This is a genomic window from Streptomyces sp. CB09001, from assembly GCF_003369795.1.
In the GTDB taxonomy this organism is placed as follows: domain Bacteria; phylum Actinomycetota; class Actinomycetes; order Streptomycetales; family Streptomycetaceae; genus Streptomyces.
Genome location: NZ_CP026730.1, coordinates 7,427,374 through 7,444,906, shown reverse-complemented (window position 1 = coordinate 7,444,906; position 17,533 = coordinate 7,427,374). Strand labels below are relative to the sequence as shown.

Sequence of the window (17,533 nt, the reverse complement as noted above, 5' to 3'; positions counted from 1 at the left end):
CAGGCGGCACATGCTGTGCCCGCGCTGTGAGAGGGAGAGGTCGGATGCCCGGTTGTCCAGAAGGTGGGAAACGGTGGGAGGTTGGCCGGATCGCGGTGCCTTCGTCGCGCCCTGCTAGGGTGCGCGGATGTCTTCGATCAGGCAGGTACAGGTCACCTTCGACTGCGCCGAACCCGAGCGTGTCGCCCGCTTCTGGTGTGAGGTGCTGGGGTACGTCGCACCGTCGCCGCCGGAGGGGTTCGGCACGTGGGACGACTACAACGCTTCGCTGCCTCCCGAGGACCGGGACGCGTGGTTCGCGTGCGGTGACCCCTCTGGTGTGGGCCCGCGGCTGTTCTTCCAGCGCGTTCCCGAAGGCAAGGTGGTCAAGAACCGGGTGCACCTCGACGTGCGGGTGGGGACCGGACTCGTGGGCGAGGAGCGTCTCGCCACGCTTCAGGACGAGTGCACGCGGCTGGTGGCCCTCGGCGCGGTGCGCGAGCGTGTCCTGCTCGCCGATGAGGAGAACGAGTCGTGCATCGTGATGCGGGACGTGGAGGGCAACGAGTTCTGTCTCGACTGAGGCATGCCGCGCGTCGTTGGCGCAATTGCAGCTTGCCGGTTGCCGGTTGCAGCGCTAGCGACTGAGCGACAGTTCCGCGAGACCCTGCCAACCCGTCCGGGCGAGGCCGACCACGTGCAGGGTGTTGACCGCCGTGGTGATCGGCAGGGCGGCGGCGGTACGGCGGGCGATGTCGGCGGCGGCGTGCGGTGCCGCGTCCAGGGCCACGGTGACGTGTACCTGGGGGCGGGGGCCGAACCGGCCGCCGTAGGGCACCTGCGCCGGAAATGCCGTACGAACGGCGTCGGCCACCCGGCTCAGTCCGGGCACCGGGACGCCGACGAACCCGCCGGTTCGTTCGACCGTGGCCAGCCTGACGGGGACCGGGCCGAGCGGTAGGGCGGCCCGCAGCCGGTCCAGCTCCGGCGCTCCCACCTCGTGGGCGGGCAGCCAGGGATAGAGCAGGGCGGCGTGTGCGGGCAAGCCCGGTCGCACCGCCGACCCGTCCACCGAGGCGGCCGACTCCAGCAGCGGCTCGGCGTCCGGCAACAGCGCCAGGACGGCCGTCGTTCCCGTCCGGTCCACCTCGTTCCTCCCCGCACCTCGTCGGCCCCCGGTGGCTGTGCCGTCGGTTACGGCACCGTGTAGCCGGCGGCGCGGAACAGTTCGTACCACTCGGGCCGGGTGAGCGGGAGGTCCGAGCCGAGCGCGGCCGCCTCGACGCGCTCCGGCGTGGTGGTGCCGAGCACGACCTGCATCCGCGCGGGGTGGCGGGTGATCCAGGCGACGGCGATCGCCTCGGCCGGCACGCCGTACTTCTCGCTCAGCCGGTCGACCACCGCGTTCAGCTCGGGGTAGCGGGGCGAGCCGAGGAACGGGCCGTCGAAGAACCCGGCCTGGAACGGCGACCACGCCTGGACGGTGATGTCGTGCAGTCGGCAGTAGTCGACGATTCCGTCGTCGCGCACGACCGACTGGTCGAGACCCTGCATGTTCGCGGCGATGCCCTGGGCGATCATCGGTGCGTGCGTGATCGAGAGCTGGAGCTGGTTCGCGACGATCGGCTGCGTCACGTACTTGCGCAACAGGTCGAGCTGGCGCGGCGTCTGGTTGGAGACGCCGAAGGCGCGCACCTTGCCCGCCGCGGACAACTCGTCGAAGGCGCGGGCCACTTCCTCCGGTTCGACGAGCGCGTCGGGACGGTGCAGCAGCAGGATGTCGAGGTAGTCCGTGCCCAGTGCCTCCAGCGAGCCGTTCACCGACTCCACGAGGTGCTGGTGGGAGAAGTCGAAGTACGGGCCGTCCTTGACGATGCCGGCCTTGGTCTGGATGACGAACTGCTCGCGCTCCGAGGAGCCGAGTTTCATGGCCTGCGCGAAACGGCGCTCGCAGCCGTGACTGCCCGAGCCGTACACGTCCGCGTGGTCGAGGAAGGTGATGCCGGCGTCGCGTGCGGTGTGCACGAGTGTGCGCACTTCGTCGTCGTTCATGTCCTGGATGCGCATCAGGCCGAGGACGACGTTGGGCACGACCATGTCCGTGCCGGGCAGGGTGAAGGTCTTCATGCGGCTCTTTCGCTGTGGCTCGGAGGGATCAACGGATCAGGAGACGGATCGGACGGAGGCCGGTCAGGTGGACAGGAGCGCGACCTGGTCGGCGGTGAGTTCGAGGTCTGCCGCCGCGGCGGAGTCGCGGATGCTCGCGGGGCGCGAGGCGCCGGGGATCGGGATCACCACCGGTGCGAGCGCGAGCTGCCAGGCGAGCGCGACCCGGTGGACACTGGTGCCGGTCTCGTCGGCGACCTGCTGGAACACGCCGTGTCGTGCTGCCAGGTCCTTGGCGTTGGCGATGCCGCCGAGCGGGCTCCACGGCAGGAACGCGATACCGAGCCCGGCGCAGTGTTCGAGTTCGGACCGGCTGGAGCGGAACGCGGGCGAGAACTGGTTCTGCACCGACACGAGCCGCCCGCCGAGGACTTGGCGGGCCTCGTCGATCTGCGCGATGCCGGCGTTCGAGATCCCGGCCATCCGGATGACGCCCTCGTCGAGCAGCTCACGGAGGGCACCGACCGAGTCGGCGTACGGGACGGCGGGGTCGGGGCGGTGGAACTGGTAGAGGCCGATCGCGTCGACGCCGAGCCGACGGGCGGACTCCCTGGCCGCGCGCTTGAGGTACTCGGGGTCCCCGTTGCGCGTCCACGTGCCGTCACCGGGACGCAGGTGGCCGCCCTTGGTGGCGACGAGGACGTCGGCGGCGCCCGCACCGTACGCGCGCAGCGCGCGGGCGACGAGTTCCTCGTTGTGGCCCACCTCGTTCGCGTCGCGGTGGTAGGAGTCGGCCGTGTCGATGAGGGTGACGCCGGCGTCGAGCGCGGCGTGGATGGTGGCGATCGACCGCTCCGGGTCCGGGCGGCCTTCGATCGACATCGGCATCCCGCCGAGACCGATCGCGGAGACGGCCCGGTCGCCGATGGTGCGCTGCTGCATGGATCTCCTCGTCCTGGACGCTCTCGTGAGCGCGGGTGCCGCGCGAGTCCCCCGCGCTCACTCTAGGAACCGCTGATCCAGAAATCCAACAGCTCTGGTTTCTTGGATTCAGAAGTACGGGACGTGAATGGGGGGCACGTCTCACCCTCTCCCACTCCCGCTCCGGAAACCCGGATGCGGGGCCGGCGCGGCCACCCCTAGGCTGCGGCCACGGGACGGGCGAAACCACGTCATGAAATCGGGGTTGCACGGCGTATGACCAGTCAACTGTTCGCGATCTGCTTCAACACCTCCGTGCCCTTGGACCTGGCGCGATTCTGGTCCGGGGTCCTGGGCTGGGAGCTGTCCGGCGGCGCGGACGACGACCTCGCGGTCCTGCCTCCTGACGGCGCCGGGTACCGCATTCGGTTCCTGCCGAGCCCGGAGCCGAAGACCGGACAGAACCGGGCACACTTCGACCTCACGAGCGCGTCCCCGGAGGACCAGCGGGCGACGGTGGCCAGGGCGCTGCGACTGGGCGGAAAACACATCGACGTGGGCCAGCTCCCGGAGGAGGGGCACGTGGTGCTCGCCGACCCGGACGGGAACGAGTTCTGCGTCATCGAGGCGGGCAACAACTTCCTCGCCGGCACCGGCGCCGTCGGAGCGCTGGCCTGCGACGGCACCCAGGAGGTCGGCTACTTCTGGAGTGCGGCCCTGGGCTGGCCGCTGGTGTGGGACCAGGACCAGGAGACCGCGATCCAGTCCCCGGCCGGCGGCACGAAGATCACCTGGGGCGGTCCCCCGGTGGCGCCGAAGTCCGGCGCCAACCGGCTCCACCTCGAGCTCGCGCTGCCCGCCGACGCCGACTTCGAGGCGGAGACCGCCCGCCTGCTCTCGCTCGGCGCGACGCGCTCCGCCGCCGATGAGGGGGCTGGCGGCCGGGCGTTCCTGCTCGACCCGGACGGCAACGAGTTCACGGTGACACACGTCGGCTGAAAACCCGGTGCCCAGCATCCCACGGCGCGGACGGCTTGGCACCGCCGTCCGTCGTCCGCCGTCGCCCGCCTACTGCGCCCCTGACCGCCGGTCGGCGGCCAGGATCGCCCAGACCTGCTTGTCGTGGCGCACACCCTCGTACGGCCACGCCTCGCGTCGCACTCCTTCGAGTGTCATGCCGAGTCTCTCGGCCACCGCGGCACTGCGGTCGTTGTCCGCCCGGCAGTGCCATTCGGCCCGGTGCAGCCCTCGAACCGTGAAGGCCCAGTCCAGCAGCAGTCCGCAGGCCCGCGTGATCAGCCCCCGGCCCTCGGCCGACGGCTCCAGCCAGCAGCCGATCTCGCAGTTGCCGAAGGCCGCGTCGAACTGGGTGAACATCACGCCTCCGACCAGTACTTCCTCGCTCCACAGGCCGTACAGACGGGCGCCGTCGGCGGCCTGGCGTGCGGCATACCGCTCGAGGGTGGCCCGCGCTCCGTCGGTGTCGCGGGTGACGAAGCCGGGCCCGACCCAGGGGCGGATGTGCTCACGAGCCCGGTCCAGATGCCCCGCGAACTCCTCGGCCTGCCACACCTCCAGCGGACCGAGTCGAGCAGCGCCACCCAGCGACACCGAGAACATGAGAGTCTCCCCGTTTGCACAACAACTGTTATGACAATGTACCGTGGCGGCATGCCACGCACCAAGGGAGATCACGAGGCCCGGCGGCAGGACGTCTCCGCGGCGGTCTGGCAGGTCATGGCCACCCGCGGCTTCGCGGGCCTGACCCTGCGTGCCGTGGCCGCCGAACTCGGCGCGACCACGGGCCTGCTCACCCACTACTTCCCCACCAAGCGCGCCCTGGTCGCCTACGCCCTCGACCTGCTCGAACAGCGCACCCTCTCCCGCCCCCGCCGCGGCGGGGGCCGGGGCCCGGCCACCCTCAGGGACGCCCTGCTGGACATCCTGCCGCTGACCCCCGAGGCCACGGACAGCAACCGCGTCTGGGTCTCCTCCTGGGACGCCGCGCTCTCCGACCCGGCCCTGAGCACCGACTACGCCCGCAAGTACGCCGAGGGCCGTGAAAGGCTGCGCGCCCGGGTGGTCGCGGCGCAGGAACGCGGCGAACTGGCCCCGGGCGACCCCGCGCAGGTCGCGGCCGCCGCGCAGTCGTTCGTGCTCGGGCTGGTGGTCCAAGCCCTGTTCGACCCGGTGACGTTCACGCCGCGGCGGCAGGTCGAGCTGCTGGACGACTACCTGGCCGCCCTGGCCGCCGGGGCGGGGTAGTTCACTCGCTCGGTCGCGCCGCGCAGGCGAGGTCCCGCGCGGGGCGTTCTCCGGTGGTGAGGAACCTCGTCGCCGCATCGTTGGCGCAGGTGTTGCGACCGTACGGATAGACACCGTGGCCGCCCTGGTCGGCGGTCACCATCGTGGCCCGCCCGCCGAAGGCGCGCCGCAGTTCCCTGGCGCCGGCCAGCGGCGTGCCCGGGTCGCGTTCGTTCTGCAGCACCGGCCCGCGCCGCCACGGGTGCTGATGCTGACCACCTTCGACTCCGACGACCTCGTGCTCGGGGCGCTGCGTGCCGGGGCGCTCGGCTTCGTCCTCAAGGACACCCCTCCACCGCGCATCCTCGACGCGGTGCGGACCGTCGCGGACGGCCATCCGGCGCTGTCCCCGGCGGCAACGGCGCGAGTGATCGCCGCGGCCACGGGCCCGGACTCCTCACACAGCCGGGACCGCACCCGCGAGGGCGCGCGCGAACGGCTGTCCGTGCTGACGGAACGGGAGTGGGAGACCGCCCGGGCCGTCGCGGACGGGCTGGGCAACCCGGAGATCGCCGAGCGGCTGCGCATCACCGTCGCGACGGTCAAGGGGCACACCGGCAGTCTGTTCGCCAAGCTGGGGGTCGAGAACCGGGTCCAGATCGCGCTCCTGGTCCGCGACGCGGGTTACTCGACCCGTTGGCGTGCTACTGATCGCCCTTCAGACAGCGGGTGATCATGGGGACCGGCTCCGGCTCCTGTCCGGCCCGCCGCCGGTCAGCCGGAGAGGCCGGTAGTCAGGCGGTCAGGTGGTCAGGTGGTCAGGTGGTCACCGGGGATGCCGGACTTCTCGGGCCGGTAGTAGTCCCTGATGCCGTCCGCCCAGGTGGCCGCCCGGATCCGGTCGCCGTCGTCCGGCTCGAAGGCGTCGAACAGCGTCTCGATGTTGCGCCGTTCGAAACCGATGGCGATCATCAGCGCGACGAACTCGGGACGTGCGACGAGGCCGTCGCCCTCCGGGTCCCCCATCGCGGCCAGCGCCTCGGCGAACTCGTCCACGGCGGTGTCGAAGCGCTGCGGGTCCAGGACGACGGAGGTGAACTCCTCGGGACTGATCCGCCCGTCGCCGTTGGCGTCCAACTCGGTCCGGAGCGTGTCCCAGTAGCCGCCGAAGGACGCGGTGAGCCGCTCCTTCACCGCGTCGCGGGCCGCCGGCACGGCCGCCGTGACGCGGTCGCCCATGAGGTCGAAATCGGCCTGCTCCAGGTAGCCGTTCCCGTCGGCGTCGAAGAGGGAGAAGACCAACTGGACGCGATCCGTCGCCTCGCTGGTGGGCGTCATGGTGCACCTCGGACTTTCGGATGGACGGCTTGCGGCGGAGTGCGCCGGCATCATCTCCGGCGGCTCGTCCACTATCGGTCCGCTGCCACCGCCGCGTCGGCGAAAGCGGCCGGGAGCACACGAACGGGCGGAAACCACGCGGCCGTTGCATGAAACGCCGTTGCCCTGGACGCGACTTCCGGTCCTCGTCGGTGACGAGCAGCCGAGCCGGGTTCGCCACCAGGCCGCGGCCGCGTCGCGCAGCACGGTGCCCGCACCGCTTGCGGGAAGCTGTGCGGGCACCGTGGTGAACGGCCGGTCGAGCTGTGTCAGCCGATGTGCCAGGAGAAGCTGCCGCCGTTGTTCGCCGCCACGGCGAACATCACGATCATGAGCAGGACGTCGACCACTCCGAGGCCGAGTGCCCACTTTGCCATGGTGGATCCGGTCTGCCGCAGCGCCACGGCACCGAAGACGATCGCGAGCGGGCCCAGGACGATGGGCAGGACGAAAAGCCCGACGATGCCGCAGACCAGTCCGGCGATCGCCAGTCCGCTGGTCCTGCCGCCCTTTCGGGTTCCTGTTCTGCTGTAGGTCGCCATGCTTTCTCCCGGACTGTCGTGGATCAGTGGGTATCTCCCTGCGTAACCTTCGAGTTGCCGCTCGGTGTCGATTCATACCTACGGATCGTCACTGCGAGGCCGCCCGGAGCGCAGCACGCTGGACCTCTGCGACTTCACATCTCCGGTGCCGTCCCGGTCAGTTCGGCGGCGATGCCGTCCAGCAGGGTGTCCAGGACCACGGGGTAGGCGCTGTGCGGCATGCGGGCCGCGAGCCGGCCGGCGGTCGCGGCGATGTTCGGGTGGGTCGCGGCGGGCAGCCGGGCATAGGTGGTTCCCCACATGTCCTCGTCGGCCCTGCGGGCTTCTTCCGGAAGAACCAGTGAACCCGCGTCGAGCGCCGCGAAGGCGAGGACCAGGTCGATGAACGCGTGGTAAAAGCGGACCGTGGCCCGATCGGTCAGCCCGGCGCCCCGCAGGAGACCGAGGATCGCCTCGTCCACGGCGATCTCGCGCGGCCGTCCGCTCACCCGGCTGGCGGTGAGCACGGCCGCCTGGGGATGGGCGAGGTACGAGGAGTGCAGGGCGAGACCGAGGGAGCGGAGGTCCGCGCGCCAGTCGCCCCGCGCCGTCCACCCGTCCAGGGCCCGCCCCATCAGCTCGTTGCCCACGGCCCGTGCCAGGTCGTCCATGCCGGCGAAGTAGCGGTACAGGGTGCTCGGGTCCGCCCCCAGTGCCGCGCCCAGACGCCGGGCGGTCAGTCCGCCGGTGCCGTGCTCGCGCAGCATCCGCAGCGCGGTCCGCACGATCAGGCCCTCCGAGAGCACCGCGCCCTGCCGCGTCGGCCTGCGCCTGCGTCGCGCCTCCTCGGGCACCACCTTCTTCGGCATCCGCCCGCTCCCGTCCTTATGCCAACACGGTTGACCTTACAACGGCGGGTCCTGTTGCATCGGGGTCGCTCCGGAGGCAGCGGCCTCCCGCACGAAAGGTCTCTGTCATGCGCGTCCTCCTCGTCGGCGCGGGCGGTGTCGGCACGGCCGTCACCCGGATCGTGGCCCGCCGGAAGTTCCTGACCCACATGGTCGTGGCCGACTACGACCACTCCCGCGCGCGTGCGGCGGTCGACGCGCTGACGGGACGGGGTGAGCGGTTCAGTGCCCTTCGCCTCGACGCCTCCGACGAGGCCGCGGTGCGGACGGCGCTCGTGGAACACCGGTGCGACCTCCTGCTCAACGCGACCGATCCGCGGTTCGTGATGCCCCTGTTCCGGGCGGCCCTCGCCGCCGGGGTCCACTACCTGGACATGGCCATGTCGCTGTCCGCTCCGCACGTCTCCCGTCCGTACGAGGAGTGCGGGGTGAAGCTCGGCGACGCGCAGTTCGAACTGGCCGGGCGCTGGGCGGAGTCGGGGCGCATGGCTCTGGTGGGGATGGGGGTGGAGCCAGGTCTGTCCGACGTCTTCGCCCGGTACGCCGCGGACGAACTCTTCGACGAGATCGAGGAGATCGGCGTCCGCGACGGTGCCGACCTCACCGTGGAGGGCTACGAGTTCGCCCCCTCCTTCAGCATCTGGACCACGATCGAGGAGTGTCTGAACCCGCCGGTGGTCTATGAGAAGGATCGTGGCTGGTTCACCACCGCTCCCTTCAGTGAACCGGAGGTGTTCGACTTTCCCGACGGGATCGGGCCGGTGGAGTGCGTGAACGTGGAGCACGAGGAGGTGCTGCTGATCCCCCGCTGGCTGGACGCCCGGCGAGTCACCTTCAAGTACGGCCTCGGCGACGATTTCATCGCCCGGCTCAAGACCCTCCACGAGCTGGGGCTGGACTCGACAGCCAGGGTCACCGTGCCGGGCGAGGACGGACCGGTGCGGGTCTCCCCGCGTGACGTGGTCGCCGCCTGCCTTCCCGACCCCGCGACCCTGGGCGAGAGGATGACCGGGAAGACCTGCGCGGGCACCTGGGTCAGGGGCACCAAGGACGGCGAGGCCCGCGAGGTCTACCTGTACCACGTGGTCGACAATCAGTGGTCCATGCGCGAGTACGGGTCACAGGCCGTCGTCTGGCAGACGGCCGTCAACCCGGTCGTCGCCCTCGAACTGGTCTCCACCGGGGCCTGGTCCGGCGCAGGTGTCCTCGGTCCCGAGGCGCTGCCCGCCCGGCCGTTCCTCGACCTGCTCACCGAGTACGGGTCGCCCTGGGGACTGCGCGAACAGGGGTGAGCGGTATTGGTCACGGTGCCTAAGGCGGCCGGCGCGGGCGCGCTAGGCGCCCGACCGCTCCACCAGGCGGACGGTCACGGTGTCTCCTTCTTCCTTGCCGATCGCCTTGCGCACGTCCGCCCGCACGGGCAGTTTGTGCCTGCCGTCGCCCAGGGCCATGAAGGAACCCCGGAAGGGGTGACCGTCGATCGTGCCCCGGACCTTCACCAGGCCGCGGGTGCCGAAGTACTCGACCGACTCGGGCCAGACGACGTAGGTCCAGCCGCCCTTGGCCGGGCTCTTCAGCAAGGTTGCGGTGAACTGCCTGTCCATCGTCGACACCGCCCGTTCAGGAGCTTGCGACGACAATGAGGTCATTGACGTCCGGGGCACGTACGGCGAACATGTGCGGCACTCCGGGTCCCGTCCGCAGGACCTCCGCGTCCACGTCGACGCCGCGTGCGCGCAGGTCCGCGTGGTCGGCGTCGGCGTCCCGGGTGGCGAGCCGGATGCCGGCCGGGATCCCTTCGGGCACGAGGGCCACGGTCGTCGTCGCCCCTGGTGGGGCCACCTCGATCCAGCGTCCACCGCCGAACGGTACGTCCCGGCGCACTTCGAAGCCGAGCTCGCCCACATAGAACTCGGTTGCCTTGCGCTGGTCGGCGACGCGGATCCCGACCGTCGCCACGTGAGTGATGCGGGTGGTCCTGCTCATTTGCTGCCTCCACTGCCTCGGCCTTCGGTCACCAGGGAGGACGGAGGCGGGCGGGAAGACTCATCGGTGGCCCCGAGGACCGACGCCGGCCGACGAGACCTGGGCCGAGCGGTGCCCCGGCCCACCGAGACGGCGTCAGCGCGTGGCCAGCCGTTCGAGCAGGGCGGCACTCTCCGCCAGCAACGCCCGCTCCCTGTCCGTGAGTTCTTCCTCGATGGCCCGCGCGAGCCAGCCGACCCTGCGGCCACGCTCCGCCTCCAGCGCGGTGCGGCCCGCCTCCGACAGCTCGACCAGCGCCTTGCGGCCGTCCGTGGGGTGCGCCCGTCGGGTGACCAGGTTCTGTTCCAGTAGAAGGCCCACTGCCCGCGCCATCGACTGGGGACGTACGCGCTGATCGGCGGCGAGTTCACTGGTGGTCATGGCGCCGTCGCGGTCGAGGGCGCCGAGCACGGCGACCTGGCCCAACGGGATGCGGTCCTCGTGCTTGACGCGTCGGGTGAGCTTGCTCATCGCGGTGCGCAGTTCGGCGGCGACGGCGGCGGCTTCCGGGGAGGGCATGGGGCATTTTACCCCCGCTGACCAGCAAAGCTGTTCACCTGGCCTGCACAGCCCGTCCGCACAGCACATCCGCACAGCGCATCTGCACAGGCCAGGCTCTACAGCAATGCTGCTCAGCCAAACTGAACAGCATTGCTGTAGAGTCTGGTCCTGCCGGGCTCCGCGCCAGCGTTGCCGCAGCGGGTCACGGCACCGACAACGGGAAGGAACTCCCATGTCCGCAACAGCAGTCGAACGCGCCGCGGCGATCGAGACCGTCACCGCCCGCCGGATCATCGACAGCCGCGGCAACCCCACGGTCGAGGTCGACGTCGTCCTGGAAGACGGGTCCCTGGGGCGGGCGGCCGTCCCGTCCGGCGCCTCCACCGGCGCCCGGGAGGCGGTGGAGCTGCGCGACGAAGACTCCGCCCGCTGGCACGGCAAGGGCGTCGACCGCGCGGTGGCTCATGTGAACGGGGAGATCGCGGCGTCCGTCCACGGCCGCGACGCGGCGGACCAGGCGGGTCTCGACGCCGCACTGATCGCCCTCGACGGCACCGCCACGAAGTCCCGGCTCGGCGCCAACGCGATCCTCGGCGTCTCCCTCGCCGCCGCCAAGGCCGCCGCGGCGTCCCGCCGCCAGCCCCTCTACCGATACCTGGGCGGCACCGACGCGCACCTTCTGCCGCTGCCGATGATGAACATCGTCAACGGCGGTGCCCACGCCGACAATCCGCTGGACTTCCAGGAGTTCATGATCGTGCCCGTGGGCGCGGACACGTTCGCCGAAGCCGTCCGCATGGGCAGCGAGGTCTTCCACACCCTGCGCCGCGATCTGCTGGCCGCCGGGCACTCCACCGGCGTGGGCGACGAGGGCGGCTTCGCGCCCGCACTGCGCACCGCCGAGGAGGCCCTCGACTTCGTGGTGACCGCCATCGAGCGCACCGGGTACCGCGCCGGCCCGGACATCGGCCTGGTCATGGACCCGGCGTCGTCGGAGTTCTTCCGCGACGGCGTGTACGACTACGCGGGCGAGGGAGTGCGTCGGACCCCCGCCGAGCACGCCGACTACCTGGCCGAGCTCATCGACGCCTACCCGGTCGTCTCCGTCGAGGACCCGATGGCGGAGGACGACCTGGACGGCTGGCGCATGCTGACCGGGCGCGTCGGCGACCGCTGCCAGCTCACCGGCGACGACGTGTTCTGCACCAACGAGACGCTCGTGCGCGAGGGCATCCGTACCGGCGTCGGCAACTCGGTCCTGGTCAAGGTCAATCAGATCGGAACCCTGACCGAGGCACTGGCGACCGTGGCCACGGCGCACGAAGCGGGCTGGACCGTCGTCATGTCGCACCGCTCCGGCGAGACGGAGGACACCACCATCGCGGATCTCGCGGTGGCGACCGGCTGCGGTCAGATCAAGACCGGCTCGCTCTCCCGCTCCGACCGCACGGCGAAGTACAACCAGCTCATCCGGATCGAGGAGGAACTGGGCGACTCGGCACGGTTCGCGGGCAGTTCCGCACTGCGCCGGATCTGAGCCGCGACCGGAGCGGGCCGCCGCGGCGCCCCGGAGGCGCGGTGACCGGGCTGCTCATCACCGGCAGGTGGGCCGTCCGCCGTGACGGCCCAGCGCGCCGAGCAGGGGCTTTCGACGGTGTGGAGATCCAGGCCGCGCGGGCACGAGCGCCCGCAGCCTCTCTCCGCGGGTCAGCAGGCGGGCCGATGGACGGGGTCACCGAGGCGGCGCACACGGCCGTCAGCAACCGCACGGCCGCGGCAACTCCGTCACCCGGGGCCGTAGTAGAGCCGGAGGAACTCCTCCATCGCCGAGTCGACTCCGGCACGGTCACCCGTGGCGAGCAGGTCGAGCAGCAGGCCGCGGACGGTCGCGAGCCCCAGCCTGGCGCGGTCGCGGGCCTCGTCCGGCGACGCACCGGCCTCGACCTCGGCACGCACGAGCGGCTCCAGCCAGTCCCCCACGAGCCCTTCGAGGATCGGGGCGGCCTCGGGGCGGCCGCGCAGCGCCTGCCCGCAGATCTCGAAGAACAGCCGCTCCTGACCGGCCACTTCGGGATCCGTCAACCGCCGCCACAGCTGCCGCGCGGTGTCGGCGGGCGAGCGACCGGGCTCGGCGCGAAGCCGTGCCAGCAACGCGCGCTGGCGTCGCTCCGACGCCCGGACGATCTCGACGAGCAGCTGCTCCCTGGATCCGAAGTAGTGGATCAGCATGCGATGACTGACGCCGATCGCGGCACCCAGCCGGCGCAGGCTGAGGTCGGCGATGCCGTGCGCCGCGACGTGGTCGACGGCGGCCTCCACCAACCGCGCGCGCCGGTCTCCCGGCGTCCCTCGGGCGGTGCCCGACGCCGGCTGCGGATCGTCCCGTGTCATGGACAGCGAGTGTACCAAGTGGTACATCTCGTGTGTACCGTGTGGTACATGAAGCCTGTCACCGTGTCCATCGCCGTGCCCCAGACGCCCGAGCAGGTCTACGACTTCCTCGACGTCATGGCGCACCACGAGCGATTCACGCATCACTACCTCTCCGACTGGCGCTGCAGCGGCCCCGCCCGCGGCATCGGCTCGCGCGCCGCCGTCACCGCCACGCTGGGCGGCAGGACGACCGACGTCGACATCGAGGTCGTCGAGGCCGAGGCGCCACGACGCATCGTGGAACGGAACATCAGCGCCGCGGGCCGGCGCGTGGCCCACGGAACCTACGACGTCGAAGCGCTGCCAACCGGCGGGGCCCGCGTCTCGTTCACCTACGCCTGGGTACGCGCCCCGCTCACCGACCGGCTGCTCGGTCCCGTCGTACGGGTGACGATGCGGCGCGCCAACCGCACGGTCATGCGGCGCCTGGCCGAGGAGCTGGCCCACCACGTGTCCGCCACCGGCACCTGACGGCAGCGGGGGCCGACTGCGCCTCACGGGCGGGGAGTTCGGCGTTCCGGCACCTGTCGCGCACCGGCGTACGGGTGTACGGTCTCGGGCCGATGGGCTTTGGGAGCGCTCCCATCGCATCGTGTCCGCTTCGTACGAGGAGGAACGCTTTGAAACGCCTTTTGGCCCTGCTCGCGACCGGCGTATCGATCGTCGGCCTGACAGCGCTCGCCGGCCCCCAGGCGCAGGCCGCCACCGGCTGCAAGGCCGAGTACACCATCACCAGCCAGTGGGAGGGCGGCTTCCAGGCCGGGGTGAAGGTCACCAACCTGGGTGATCCCGTCAACGGATGGACGCTCGGGTTCACGATGCCGGACGCCGGGCAGCGAGTCGTCCAGGGCTGGAACGCGGCCTGGTCGCAGTCGGGCGCCACGGTCACCGCCGACAGCGTCGACTGGAACCGCACCCTGTCCACGGGCGCGTCGGCCGACCTCGGGTTCGTGGGGTCCTTCACGGGGCCCAATCCCGCGCCCGCGTCCTTCACCCTCAATGGCGTGACCTGCGCCGGGTCCGTCACCGATCCGCCGACGGACCCGCCCGCGACCGGAACACCGGTCGGCGTCAACGGCCAGCTGCACGTCTGCGGTGTGCATCTGTGCAATCAGTACGACCGCCCGATTCAGCTCCGCGGCATGAGCACGCACGGCATCCAGTGGTTCGGCCCGTGCTACGGCGACACGTCCCTGGACGCCCTGGCGAAGGACTGGAAGTCGGACCTGCTCCGCATCGCCATGTACGTGCAGGAGGACGGCTACGAGACCGACCCGGCAGGCTTCACCAGCCGGGTGAACGGCCTGGTCGACATGGCCGAGGCCCGCGACATGTACGCGGTGATCGACTTCCACACGCTGACGCCGGGCGACCCGAACTACAACCTCGACCGCGCCAAGACGTTCTTCTCCTCCGTCGCCGCCCGCAACGCGGACAAGAAGAACGTGATCTACGAGATCGCCAACGAGCCCAACGGTGTGAGCTGGACGGCCATCAAGAGCTATGCCGAGCAGGTCATCCCGGTGATCCGGGCCGCCGACCCGGACGCCGTCGTCATCGTCGGCACCCGCGGCTGGTCCTCGCTGGGCGTCTCGGACGGCGCGAACGAGAGCGAGGTGGTCAACAACCCGGTGAACGCGACCAACATCATGTACGCGTTCCACTTCTACGCCGCCAGCCACAAGGACAACTACCGGGCGACGGTGAGCCGGGCGGCCTCCCGGCTCCCCCTGTTCGTCTCGGAGTTCGGCACGGTGAGCGCCACCGGCGGTGGTGCGGTGGACCGGTCGAGCAGCATCGCCTGGCTGGATCTGCTGGACCAGCTGAAGATCAGTTACGCGAACTGGACCTACTCCGACGCGGACGAGGGCAGCGCCGCCTTCAAACCGGGCACCTGTGAGGGCAGCGACTACAGCAGCAGCGGTGTGCTGACCGAGTCCGGGGCGCTGCTGAAGAGCCGTATCAGCACCGCGGACGACTTCCCGACGAGCTGACGCGGCGAGGCAGGAGGAGCAGACGCACGAGGGGGTGGGCCGCGGCTCCGGTTCCGCGGCTCACCGACCGCCCCCGAAGTGGTCCCGGAGTTCCTCGTCGCAGTCGTCCTCGGTACCGCCCTTGACCCGTGAGAACGTCAGCACCCCGCCGCCGCCCTCCCGCCTGGCCTTGGCCAGTTGCTTCTCCATGCCCGCGATGCGCTCCGCGCACACGGCGCGGACGGGCTCCTCGGGCCGGGGGGCCGGAGCCGAGGAGGCGTTCAGCACCGCGGTGACGACGAGGCCGACGGCACCTGTCACCGCCCACGCGGCAATCCACCTGCGGCGGCTCGTGCGCAACGGCTCGGACATCCGGGCATCGTACGTGCACGGCGCCCGGCCCCGCTCGGCCTCCTTGTCACCGACGGCCAGGAGCTGCCGACGGATTGACTGATTGGCGGCGCCGTCCCCTGGGCAGGGAGCCAATTGATGTCATGAGCACGACTCCTCTCCCCCACAAGGAGGTCGAGCATGCACGTCCGCACACTGACCGGATGTCTCGCGGCGGCGCTGATGTCGCTGCCACTGCTGGGCGGCCAGGCCGTGGCCGCGGGCTCACCGGCCGCAGCCCGGGTACTCACCTACGACGCAAGCGGCTCCGCGGAGTTCCGCTCCGCGGTGGACCAGGGCGCGGCCATCTGGAACGAGAGTGTCCAGGGTGCCGAGCTGCGTCCGGTTTCGGCCGGACAGCGGGCCGACATCCGGATCCTGGCCGACGACGGCTGGCCGCGCGCCCTCCCCACGTCCTTGGGCAAGGGCACCGTCTGGATCGGACGTCAGGCGGTGAACGAGGGCTACAACACGGTACGCATCTCGTCCCACGAACTCGGTCACATCCTGGGGCTGCCGGACCGCAAACCCGGGCCGTGCTCCAGTCTGATGTCGGGATCGAGCGCGGGCGTCCCGTGCACCAACCCGTACCCGAACGCCGCGGAGAAAGCGGAGGTCGAGGACAACTTCGCCGGTGCGGCCGGTTCGCCGTCGGCGGTCGCGGGACCGGTGCCCGTCCTCATCGAGGACTGAGTCTCGGCGACGATCAGCACGGTCAGCACATGGGCACGCGGACTTCCAGGTACCCCTCACCGTCCCCCGGTGGACGGGTCCAGGAGCGACTGGTGCAGGTGTGCAGCCTCCCGTGCACGAGCGCCTGCCTGGGCAGGTGGACGCCGAACTCCCGGCCCACCGCCGCCAGCAGCGCCCGTTCCGCGTCGTCGGCGCCGTCGCCCGGATCACCGAAGTACTGGTCCGGGCGCAGCGTCCTCGGTGTCTCCCCGCTCTCGGATCTCCCCCTCGGGCAGGCGGTCCGCCCACTCCCCGCTCCATTCGACCAGGAAGGGCCGCCAGTCGAACGCCGTCGTATCCGTCATGGGTCCAGGCTGCCATCACCCACTGACAGTGCCGTCCGGGTCGGGGAAGACTCGAAGGGCTTCACTCGGCGCCGGTCGACCGGCCGGACGCCGGTCACGAGATGGGAGAACGATCAATGAAGTTCACTCCGGTACGGAGCAGGGTGCGCAGGGCCGCGCTCGCGCTCTCGGCGGTCGCGGCCCTCGCCTTCGGCACGACCGCGACGGCCACCACGACCGGCGCGGCGGCGGCCCCCGCTCCCGCGAAACAGGGACCGACCTCGGTGGCCTACATCGAGGTGAACAACAACAGCATGCTCAACGCGGGCAAGTACACCCTCGCCGACGGCGGCGGCAACGTCTTCGACGTCGCCGTGATCTTCGCGGCGAACATCAACTACGACACGGGCACGAAGTCGGCGTACCTGCACTTCAACGAGAACGTGCAGCGCGTCCTCGACAACGCCGCCACACAGATACGGCCGTTGCAGCAGAAGGGCATCAAGGTCGTCCTCTCGGTACTCGGCAACCACCAGGGGGCGGGGTTCGCCAACTTCCCGTCCCAGCAGGCCGCTTCGGCCTTCGCCAAGCAACTCTCGGACGCGGTCGCCGAGTACGGGCTCGACGGCATCGACTTCGACGACGAGTACGCCGAGTACGGCAACAACGGCACCGCGCAGCCCAACGACAGCTCGTTCGTCCATCTGGTGACGGCCCTGCGAGCGAACATGCCCGACAAGATCATCAGCCTGTACAACATCGGCCCGGCCGCCTCGCGCCTCTCCTACGGCGGCGTGGACGTCTCCACCGACTTCGACTACGCCTGGAACCCGTACTACGGCACCTGGCAGGTGCCCGGGATCGCGCTGCCCAAGTCGAAGCTGTCACCGGCGGCCGTCGAGATCGGCCGGACCTCGCGGAGCACGTCCGCCGACCTCGCCCGGCGCACCGTCGACGAGGGATACGGCGTCTATCTGACGTACAACCTCGACGGCAGCGACCGCAGCGCCGACGTCTCCGCGTTCACCAGGGAGCTGTACGGCAGCGAGGCCGTCCACACGCCGTAGGGCGGCGCGCCGAGCCGCGACCGGACAACGATGTCATGGATACCCTGCGGCCCCCAGGGCGGCCGCAGGGTG

22 protein-coding genes and 3 pseudogenes are annotated in these 17,533 nt (G+C 70.9%); 10 read left to right on the top strand and 15 right to left on the bottom strand.

The features are described from left to right. Window positions 1–127: 127 nt before the first annotated feature. Window positions 128–562: a VOC family protein gene (locus C4J65_RS34265; protein ID WP_115745952.1), complete on the top strand. Its 435-nt coding sequence runs from the start codon at window positions 128–130 to the stop codon at window positions 560–562. A 54-nt stretch (window positions 563–616) separates the two neighbouring features. On the opposite strand, the gene C4J65_RS34260 is transcribed toward C4J65_RS34265, so the two are convergent. The 3 genes from C4J65_RS34260 to C4J65_RS34250 form a co-directional block, all read right to left on the bottom strand. Continuing rightward, complete coding sequence (locus C4J65_RS34260) at window positions 617–1,126, bottom strand: 2'-5' RNA ligase family protein (protein WP_115745951.1); 510 nt, start codon at window positions 1,124–1,126, stop codon at window positions 617–619. 47 nt (window positions 1,127–1,173) lie between these two features. Further along, entirely contained in the window at window positions 1,174–2,106 is a 933-nt protein-coding gene (locus C4J65_RS34255; RefSeq protein ID WP_115745950.1) for an aldo/keto reductase, read from the bottom strand. Window positions 2,107–2,169: 63 nt separating this feature from the next. After that, complete coding sequence (locus C4J65_RS34250) at window positions 2,170–3,027, bottom strand: aldo/keto reductase (RefSeq protein WP_115745949.1); 858 nt, start codon at window positions 3,025–3,027, stop codon at window positions 2,170–2,172. Between the two features lie 255 nt (window positions 3,028–3,282). Between C4J65_RS34250 and C4J65_RS34245 the strand changes: the two genes are divergently transcribed. Continuing rightward, complete coding sequence (locus C4J65_RS34245; RefSeq protein ID WP_115745948.1) at window positions 3,283–4,005, top strand: VOC family protein; 723 nt, start codon at window positions 3,283–3,285, stop codon at window positions 4,003–4,005. Between the two features lie 69 nt (window positions 4,006–4,074). Here the strand turns inward: C4J65_RS34245 and C4J65_RS34240 are convergent, their stop codons facing one another. Then, complete coding sequence (locus C4J65_RS34240; protein WP_115745947.1) at window positions 4,075–4,626, bottom strand: GNAT family protein; 552 nt, start codon at window positions 4,624–4,626, stop codon at window positions 4,075–4,077. Window positions 4,627–4,677: 51 nt separating this feature from the next. Here C4J65_RS34240 and C4J65_RS34235 point away from each other — a divergent pair, with 51 nt between their 5' ends. After that, window positions 4,678–5,271, top strand: a complete 594-nt coding sequence (locus C4J65_RS34235) for a TetR/AcrR family transcriptional regulator (RefSeq protein ID WP_240330579.1) — start codon at window positions 4,678–4,680, stop codon at window positions 5,269–5,271. Between the two features lies 1 nt (window position 5,272). Here C4J65_RS34235 and C4J65_RS34230 read toward each other — a convergent pair. Continuing rightward, window positions 5,273–5,494, bottom strand: a pseudogene (locus C4J65_RS34230) (alpha/beta hydrolase); the annotation flags it as partial. Here C4J65_RS34230 and C4J65_RS34225 point away from each other — a divergent pair. Continuing rightward, window positions 5,495–5,983 (top strand): annotated as a pseudogene (locus C4J65_RS34225) (response regulator transcription factor); the annotation flags it as partial. It lies immediately after the preceding pseudogene. A 77-nt stretch (window positions 5,984–6,060) separates the two neighbouring features. Here the strand turns inward: C4J65_RS34225 and C4J65_RS34220 are convergent. From C4J65_RS34220 to C4J65_RS34210, 3 genes are all read right to left on the bottom strand, one after another. Continuing rightward, window positions 6,061–6,588: an EF-hand domain-containing protein gene (locus tag C4J65_RS34220; RefSeq protein WP_115745945.1), complete on the bottom strand. Its 528-nt coding sequence runs from the start codon at window positions 6,586–6,588 to the stop codon at window positions 6,061–6,063. Between the two features lie 308 nt (window positions 6,589–6,896). Beyond that, window positions 6,897–7,169: a DUF4190 domain-containing protein gene (locus tag C4J65_RS34215; RefSeq protein ID WP_115745944.1), complete on the bottom strand. Its 273-nt coding sequence runs from the start codon at window positions 7,167–7,169 to the stop codon at window positions 6,897–6,899. Window positions 7,170–7,303: 134 nt separating this feature from the next. Further along, a complete protein-coding gene (locus C4J65_RS34210) occupies window positions 7,304–8,017 on the bottom strand; it encodes a TetR/AcrR family transcriptional regulator (protein ID WP_115745943.1) in 714 nt (237 codons plus the stop codon). A gap of 107 nt (window positions 8,018–8,124) precedes the next feature. Between C4J65_RS34210 and C4J65_RS34205 the strand changes: the two genes are divergently transcribed. Further along, on the top strand, window positions 8,125–9,348 hold the full coding sequence (locus tag C4J65_RS34205; RefSeq protein ID WP_115745942.1) for a saccharopine dehydrogenase C-terminal domain-containing protein: 1,224 nt from the start codon (window positions 8,125–8,127) through the stop codon (window positions 9,346–9,348). Between the two features lie 42 nt (window positions 9,349–9,390). Here the strand turns inward: C4J65_RS34205 and C4J65_RS34200 are convergent, their stop codons facing one another. The 3 genes from C4J65_RS34200 to C4J65_RS34190 all read right to left on the bottom strand — a co-directional run bounded on the left by C4J65_RS34200 (window position 9,391) and on the right by C4J65_RS34190 (window position 10,600). Next, entirely contained in the window at window positions 9,391–9,660 is a 270-nt protein-coding gene (locus C4J65_RS34200) for a DUF1905 domain-containing protein (RefSeq protein ID WP_162833491.1), read from the bottom strand. A 16-nt stretch (window positions 9,661–9,676) separates the two neighbouring features. Continuing rightward, window positions 9,677–10,042 carry a VOC family protein gene (locus C4J65_RS34195; protein WP_115745940.1) on the bottom strand — a complete coding sequence of 122 codons (366 nt, stop codon included), beginning with the start codon at window positions 10,040–10,042 and terminating at the stop codon, window positions 9,677–9,679. Window positions 10,043–10,177: 135 nt separating this feature from the next. Continuing rightward, a complete protein-coding gene (locus C4J65_RS34190; RefSeq protein ID WP_115745939.1) occupies window positions 10,178–10,600 on the bottom strand; it encodes a MarR family transcriptional regulator in 423 nt (140 codons plus the stop codon). 214 nt (window positions 10,601–10,814) lie between these two features. On the opposite strand from C4J65_RS34190, the gene eno reads away from it, so the two are divergent. Next, entirely contained in the window at window positions 10,815–12,119 is a 1,305-nt protein-coding gene (eno, locus tag C4J65_RS34185) for a phosphopyruvate hydratase (RefSeq protein WP_115745938.1), read from the top strand. Between the two features lie 248 nt (window positions 12,120–12,367). Here the strand turns inward: eno and C4J65_RS34180 are convergent, their stop codons facing one another. Next, window positions 12,368–12,973 (bottom strand): TetR/AcrR family transcriptional regulator, encoded by a 606-nt coding sequence (locus tag C4J65_RS34180; protein ID WP_115746775.1) that lies wholly within the window; start codon window positions 12,971–12,973, stop codon window positions 12,368–12,370. 48 nt (window positions 12,974–13,021) lie between these two features. Here C4J65_RS34180 and C4J65_RS34175 point away from each other — a divergent pair, with 48 nt between their 5' ends. Together C4J65_RS34175 and C4J65_RS34170 are read left to right on the top strand one after the other, a co-directional pair. Next, entirely contained in the window at window positions 13,022–13,486 is a 465-nt protein-coding gene (locus tag C4J65_RS34175; RefSeq protein ID WP_115745937.1) for an SRPBCC family protein, read from the top strand. A gap of 149 nt (window positions 13,487–13,635) precedes the next feature. Next, window positions 13,636–15,009, top strand: a complete 1,374-nt coding sequence (locus tag C4J65_RS34170; RefSeq protein WP_162833490.1) for a cellulase family glycosylhydrolase — start codon at window positions 13,636–13,638, stop codon at window positions 15,007–15,009. Between the two features lie 60 nt (window positions 15,010–15,069). Here C4J65_RS34170 and C4J65_RS34165 read toward each other — a convergent pair whose 3' ends face one another. Then, window positions 15,070–15,360 carry a hypothetical protein gene (locus tag C4J65_RS34165; protein ID WP_115745935.1) on the bottom strand — a complete coding sequence of 97 codons (291 nt, stop codon included), beginning with the start codon at window positions 15,358–15,360 and terminating at the stop codon, window positions 15,070–15,072. A 159-nt stretch (window positions 15,361–15,519) separates the two neighbouring features. On the opposite strand from C4J65_RS34165, the gene C4J65_RS34160 reads away from it, so the two are divergent. Next, the gene (locus C4J65_RS34160; protein WP_115745934.1) at window positions 15,520–16,071 is read left to right on the top strand and encodes a snapalysin family zinc-dependent metalloprotease; all 552 of its coding nucleotides are present in this window, start codon (window positions 15,520–15,522) and stop codon (window positions 16,069–16,071) included. Window positions 16,072–16,093: 22 nt separating this feature from the next. On the opposite strand, the pseudogene C4J65_RS36930 reads toward C4J65_RS34160, so the two are convergent. Further along, window positions 16,094–16,303 (bottom strand): annotated as a pseudogene (locus tag C4J65_RS36930) (SMI1/KNR4 family protein); the annotation flags it as partial. Beyond that, window positions 16,278–16,415 carry a hypothetical protein gene (locus tag C4J65_RS36250; protein ID WP_162833489.1) on the bottom strand — a complete coding sequence of 46 codons (138 nt, stop codon included), beginning with the start codon at window positions 16,413–16,415 and terminating at the stop codon, window positions 16,278–16,280. The pseudogene C4J65_RS36930 and the gene C4J65_RS36250, both read right to left, overlap by 26 nt. A 116-nt stretch (window positions 16,416–16,531) precedes the next feature. Between C4J65_RS36250 and C4J65_RS34150 the strand changes: the two genes are divergently transcribed. After that, entirely contained in the window at window positions 16,532–17,461 is a 930-nt protein-coding gene (locus C4J65_RS34150; protein WP_115745933.1) for an endo-beta-N-acetylglucosaminidase H, read from the top strand. Window positions 17,462–17,533: the final 72 nt, after the last annotated feature.

Excerpts from the sequence above, each read along its gene's own strand:
- C4J65_RS34150 (WP_115745933.1), top strand. The coding sequence starts at position 16,532 with ATGAAGTTCACTCCGGTACGGAGCAGGGTGCGCAGGGCCGCGCTCGCG.
- C4J65_RS34175 (WP_115745937.1), top strand. The coding sequence starts at position 13,022 with ATGAAGCCTGTCACCGTGTCCATCGCCGTGCCCCAGACGCCCGAGCAG.
- C4J65_RS34265 (WP_115745952.1), top strand. The coding sequence starts at position 128 with ATGTCTTCGATCAGGCAGGTACAGGTCACCTTCGACTGCGCCGAACCC.
- C4J65_RS34240 (WP_115745947.1), bottom strand. The coding sequence starts at position 4,626 with ATGTTCTCGGTGTCGCTGGGTGGCGCTGCTCGACTCGGTCCGCTGGAG.
- C4J65_RS34160 (WP_115745934.1), top strand. The coding sequence starts at position 15,520 with ATGCACGTCCGCACACTGACCGGATGTCTCGCGGCGGCGCTGATGTCG.
- C4J65_RS34215 (WP_115745944.1), bottom strand. The coding sequence starts at position 7,169 with ATGGCGACCTACAGCAGAACAGGAACCCGAAAGGGCGGCAGGACCAGC.
- C4J65_RS34200 (WP_162833491.1), bottom strand. The coding sequence starts at position 9,660 with ATGGACAGGCAGTTCACCGCAACCTTGCTGAAGAGCCCGGCCAAGGGC.
- C4J65_RS34210 (WP_115745943.1), bottom strand. The coding sequence starts at position 8,017 with ATGCCGAAGAAGGTGGTGCCCGAGGAGGCGCGACGCAGGCGCAGGCCG.
- eno (WP_115745938.1), top strand. The coding sequence starts at position 10,815 with ATGTCCGCAACAGCAGTCGAACGCGCCGCGGCGATCGAGACCGTCACC.
- C4J65_RS34180 (WP_115746775.1), bottom strand. The coding sequence starts at position 12,973 with ATGACACGGGACGATCCGCAGCCGGCGTCGGGCACCGCCCGAGGGACG.
- C4J65_RS34255 (WP_115745950.1), bottom strand. The coding sequence starts at position 2,106 with ATGAAGACCTTCACCCTGCCCGGCACGGACATGGTCGTGCCCAACGTC.
- C4J65_RS34190 (WP_115745939.1), bottom strand. The coding sequence starts at position 10,600 with ATGCCCTCCCCGGAAGCCGCCGCCGTCGCCGCCGAACTGCGCACCGCG.
- C4J65_RS34195 (WP_115745940.1), bottom strand. The coding sequence starts at position 10,042 with ATGAGCAGGACCACCCGCATCACTCACGTGGCGACGGTCGGGATCCGC.
- C4J65_RS34245 (WP_115745948.1), top strand. The coding sequence starts at position 3,283 with ATGACCAGTCAACTGTTCGCGATCTGCTTCAACACCTCCGTGCCCTTG.
- C4J65_RS34220 (WP_115745945.1), bottom strand. The coding sequence starts at position 6,588 with ATGACGCCCACCAGCGAGGCGACGGATCGCGTCCAGTTGGTCTTCTCC.
- C4J65_RS34205 (WP_115745942.1), top strand. The coding sequence starts at position 8,125 with ATGCGCGTCCTCCTCGTCGGCGCGGGCGGTGTCGGCACGGCCGTCACC.
- C4J65_RS34165 (WP_115745935.1), bottom strand. The coding sequence starts at position 15,360 with ATGTCCGAGCCGTTGCGCACGAGCCGCCGCAGGTGGATTGCCGCGTGG.
- C4J65_RS34250 (WP_115745949.1), bottom strand. The coding sequence starts at position 3,027 with ATGCAGCAGCGCACCATCGGCGACCGGGCCGTCTCCGCGATCGGTCTC.
- C4J65_RS34235 (WP_240330579.1), top strand. The coding sequence starts at position 4,678 with ATGCCACGCACCAAGGGAGATCACGAGGCCCGGCGGCAGGACGTCTCC.
- C4J65_RS36250 (WP_162833489.1), bottom strand. The coding sequence starts at position 16,415 with ATGACGGATACGACGGCGTTCGACTGGCGGCCCTTCCTGGTCGAATGG.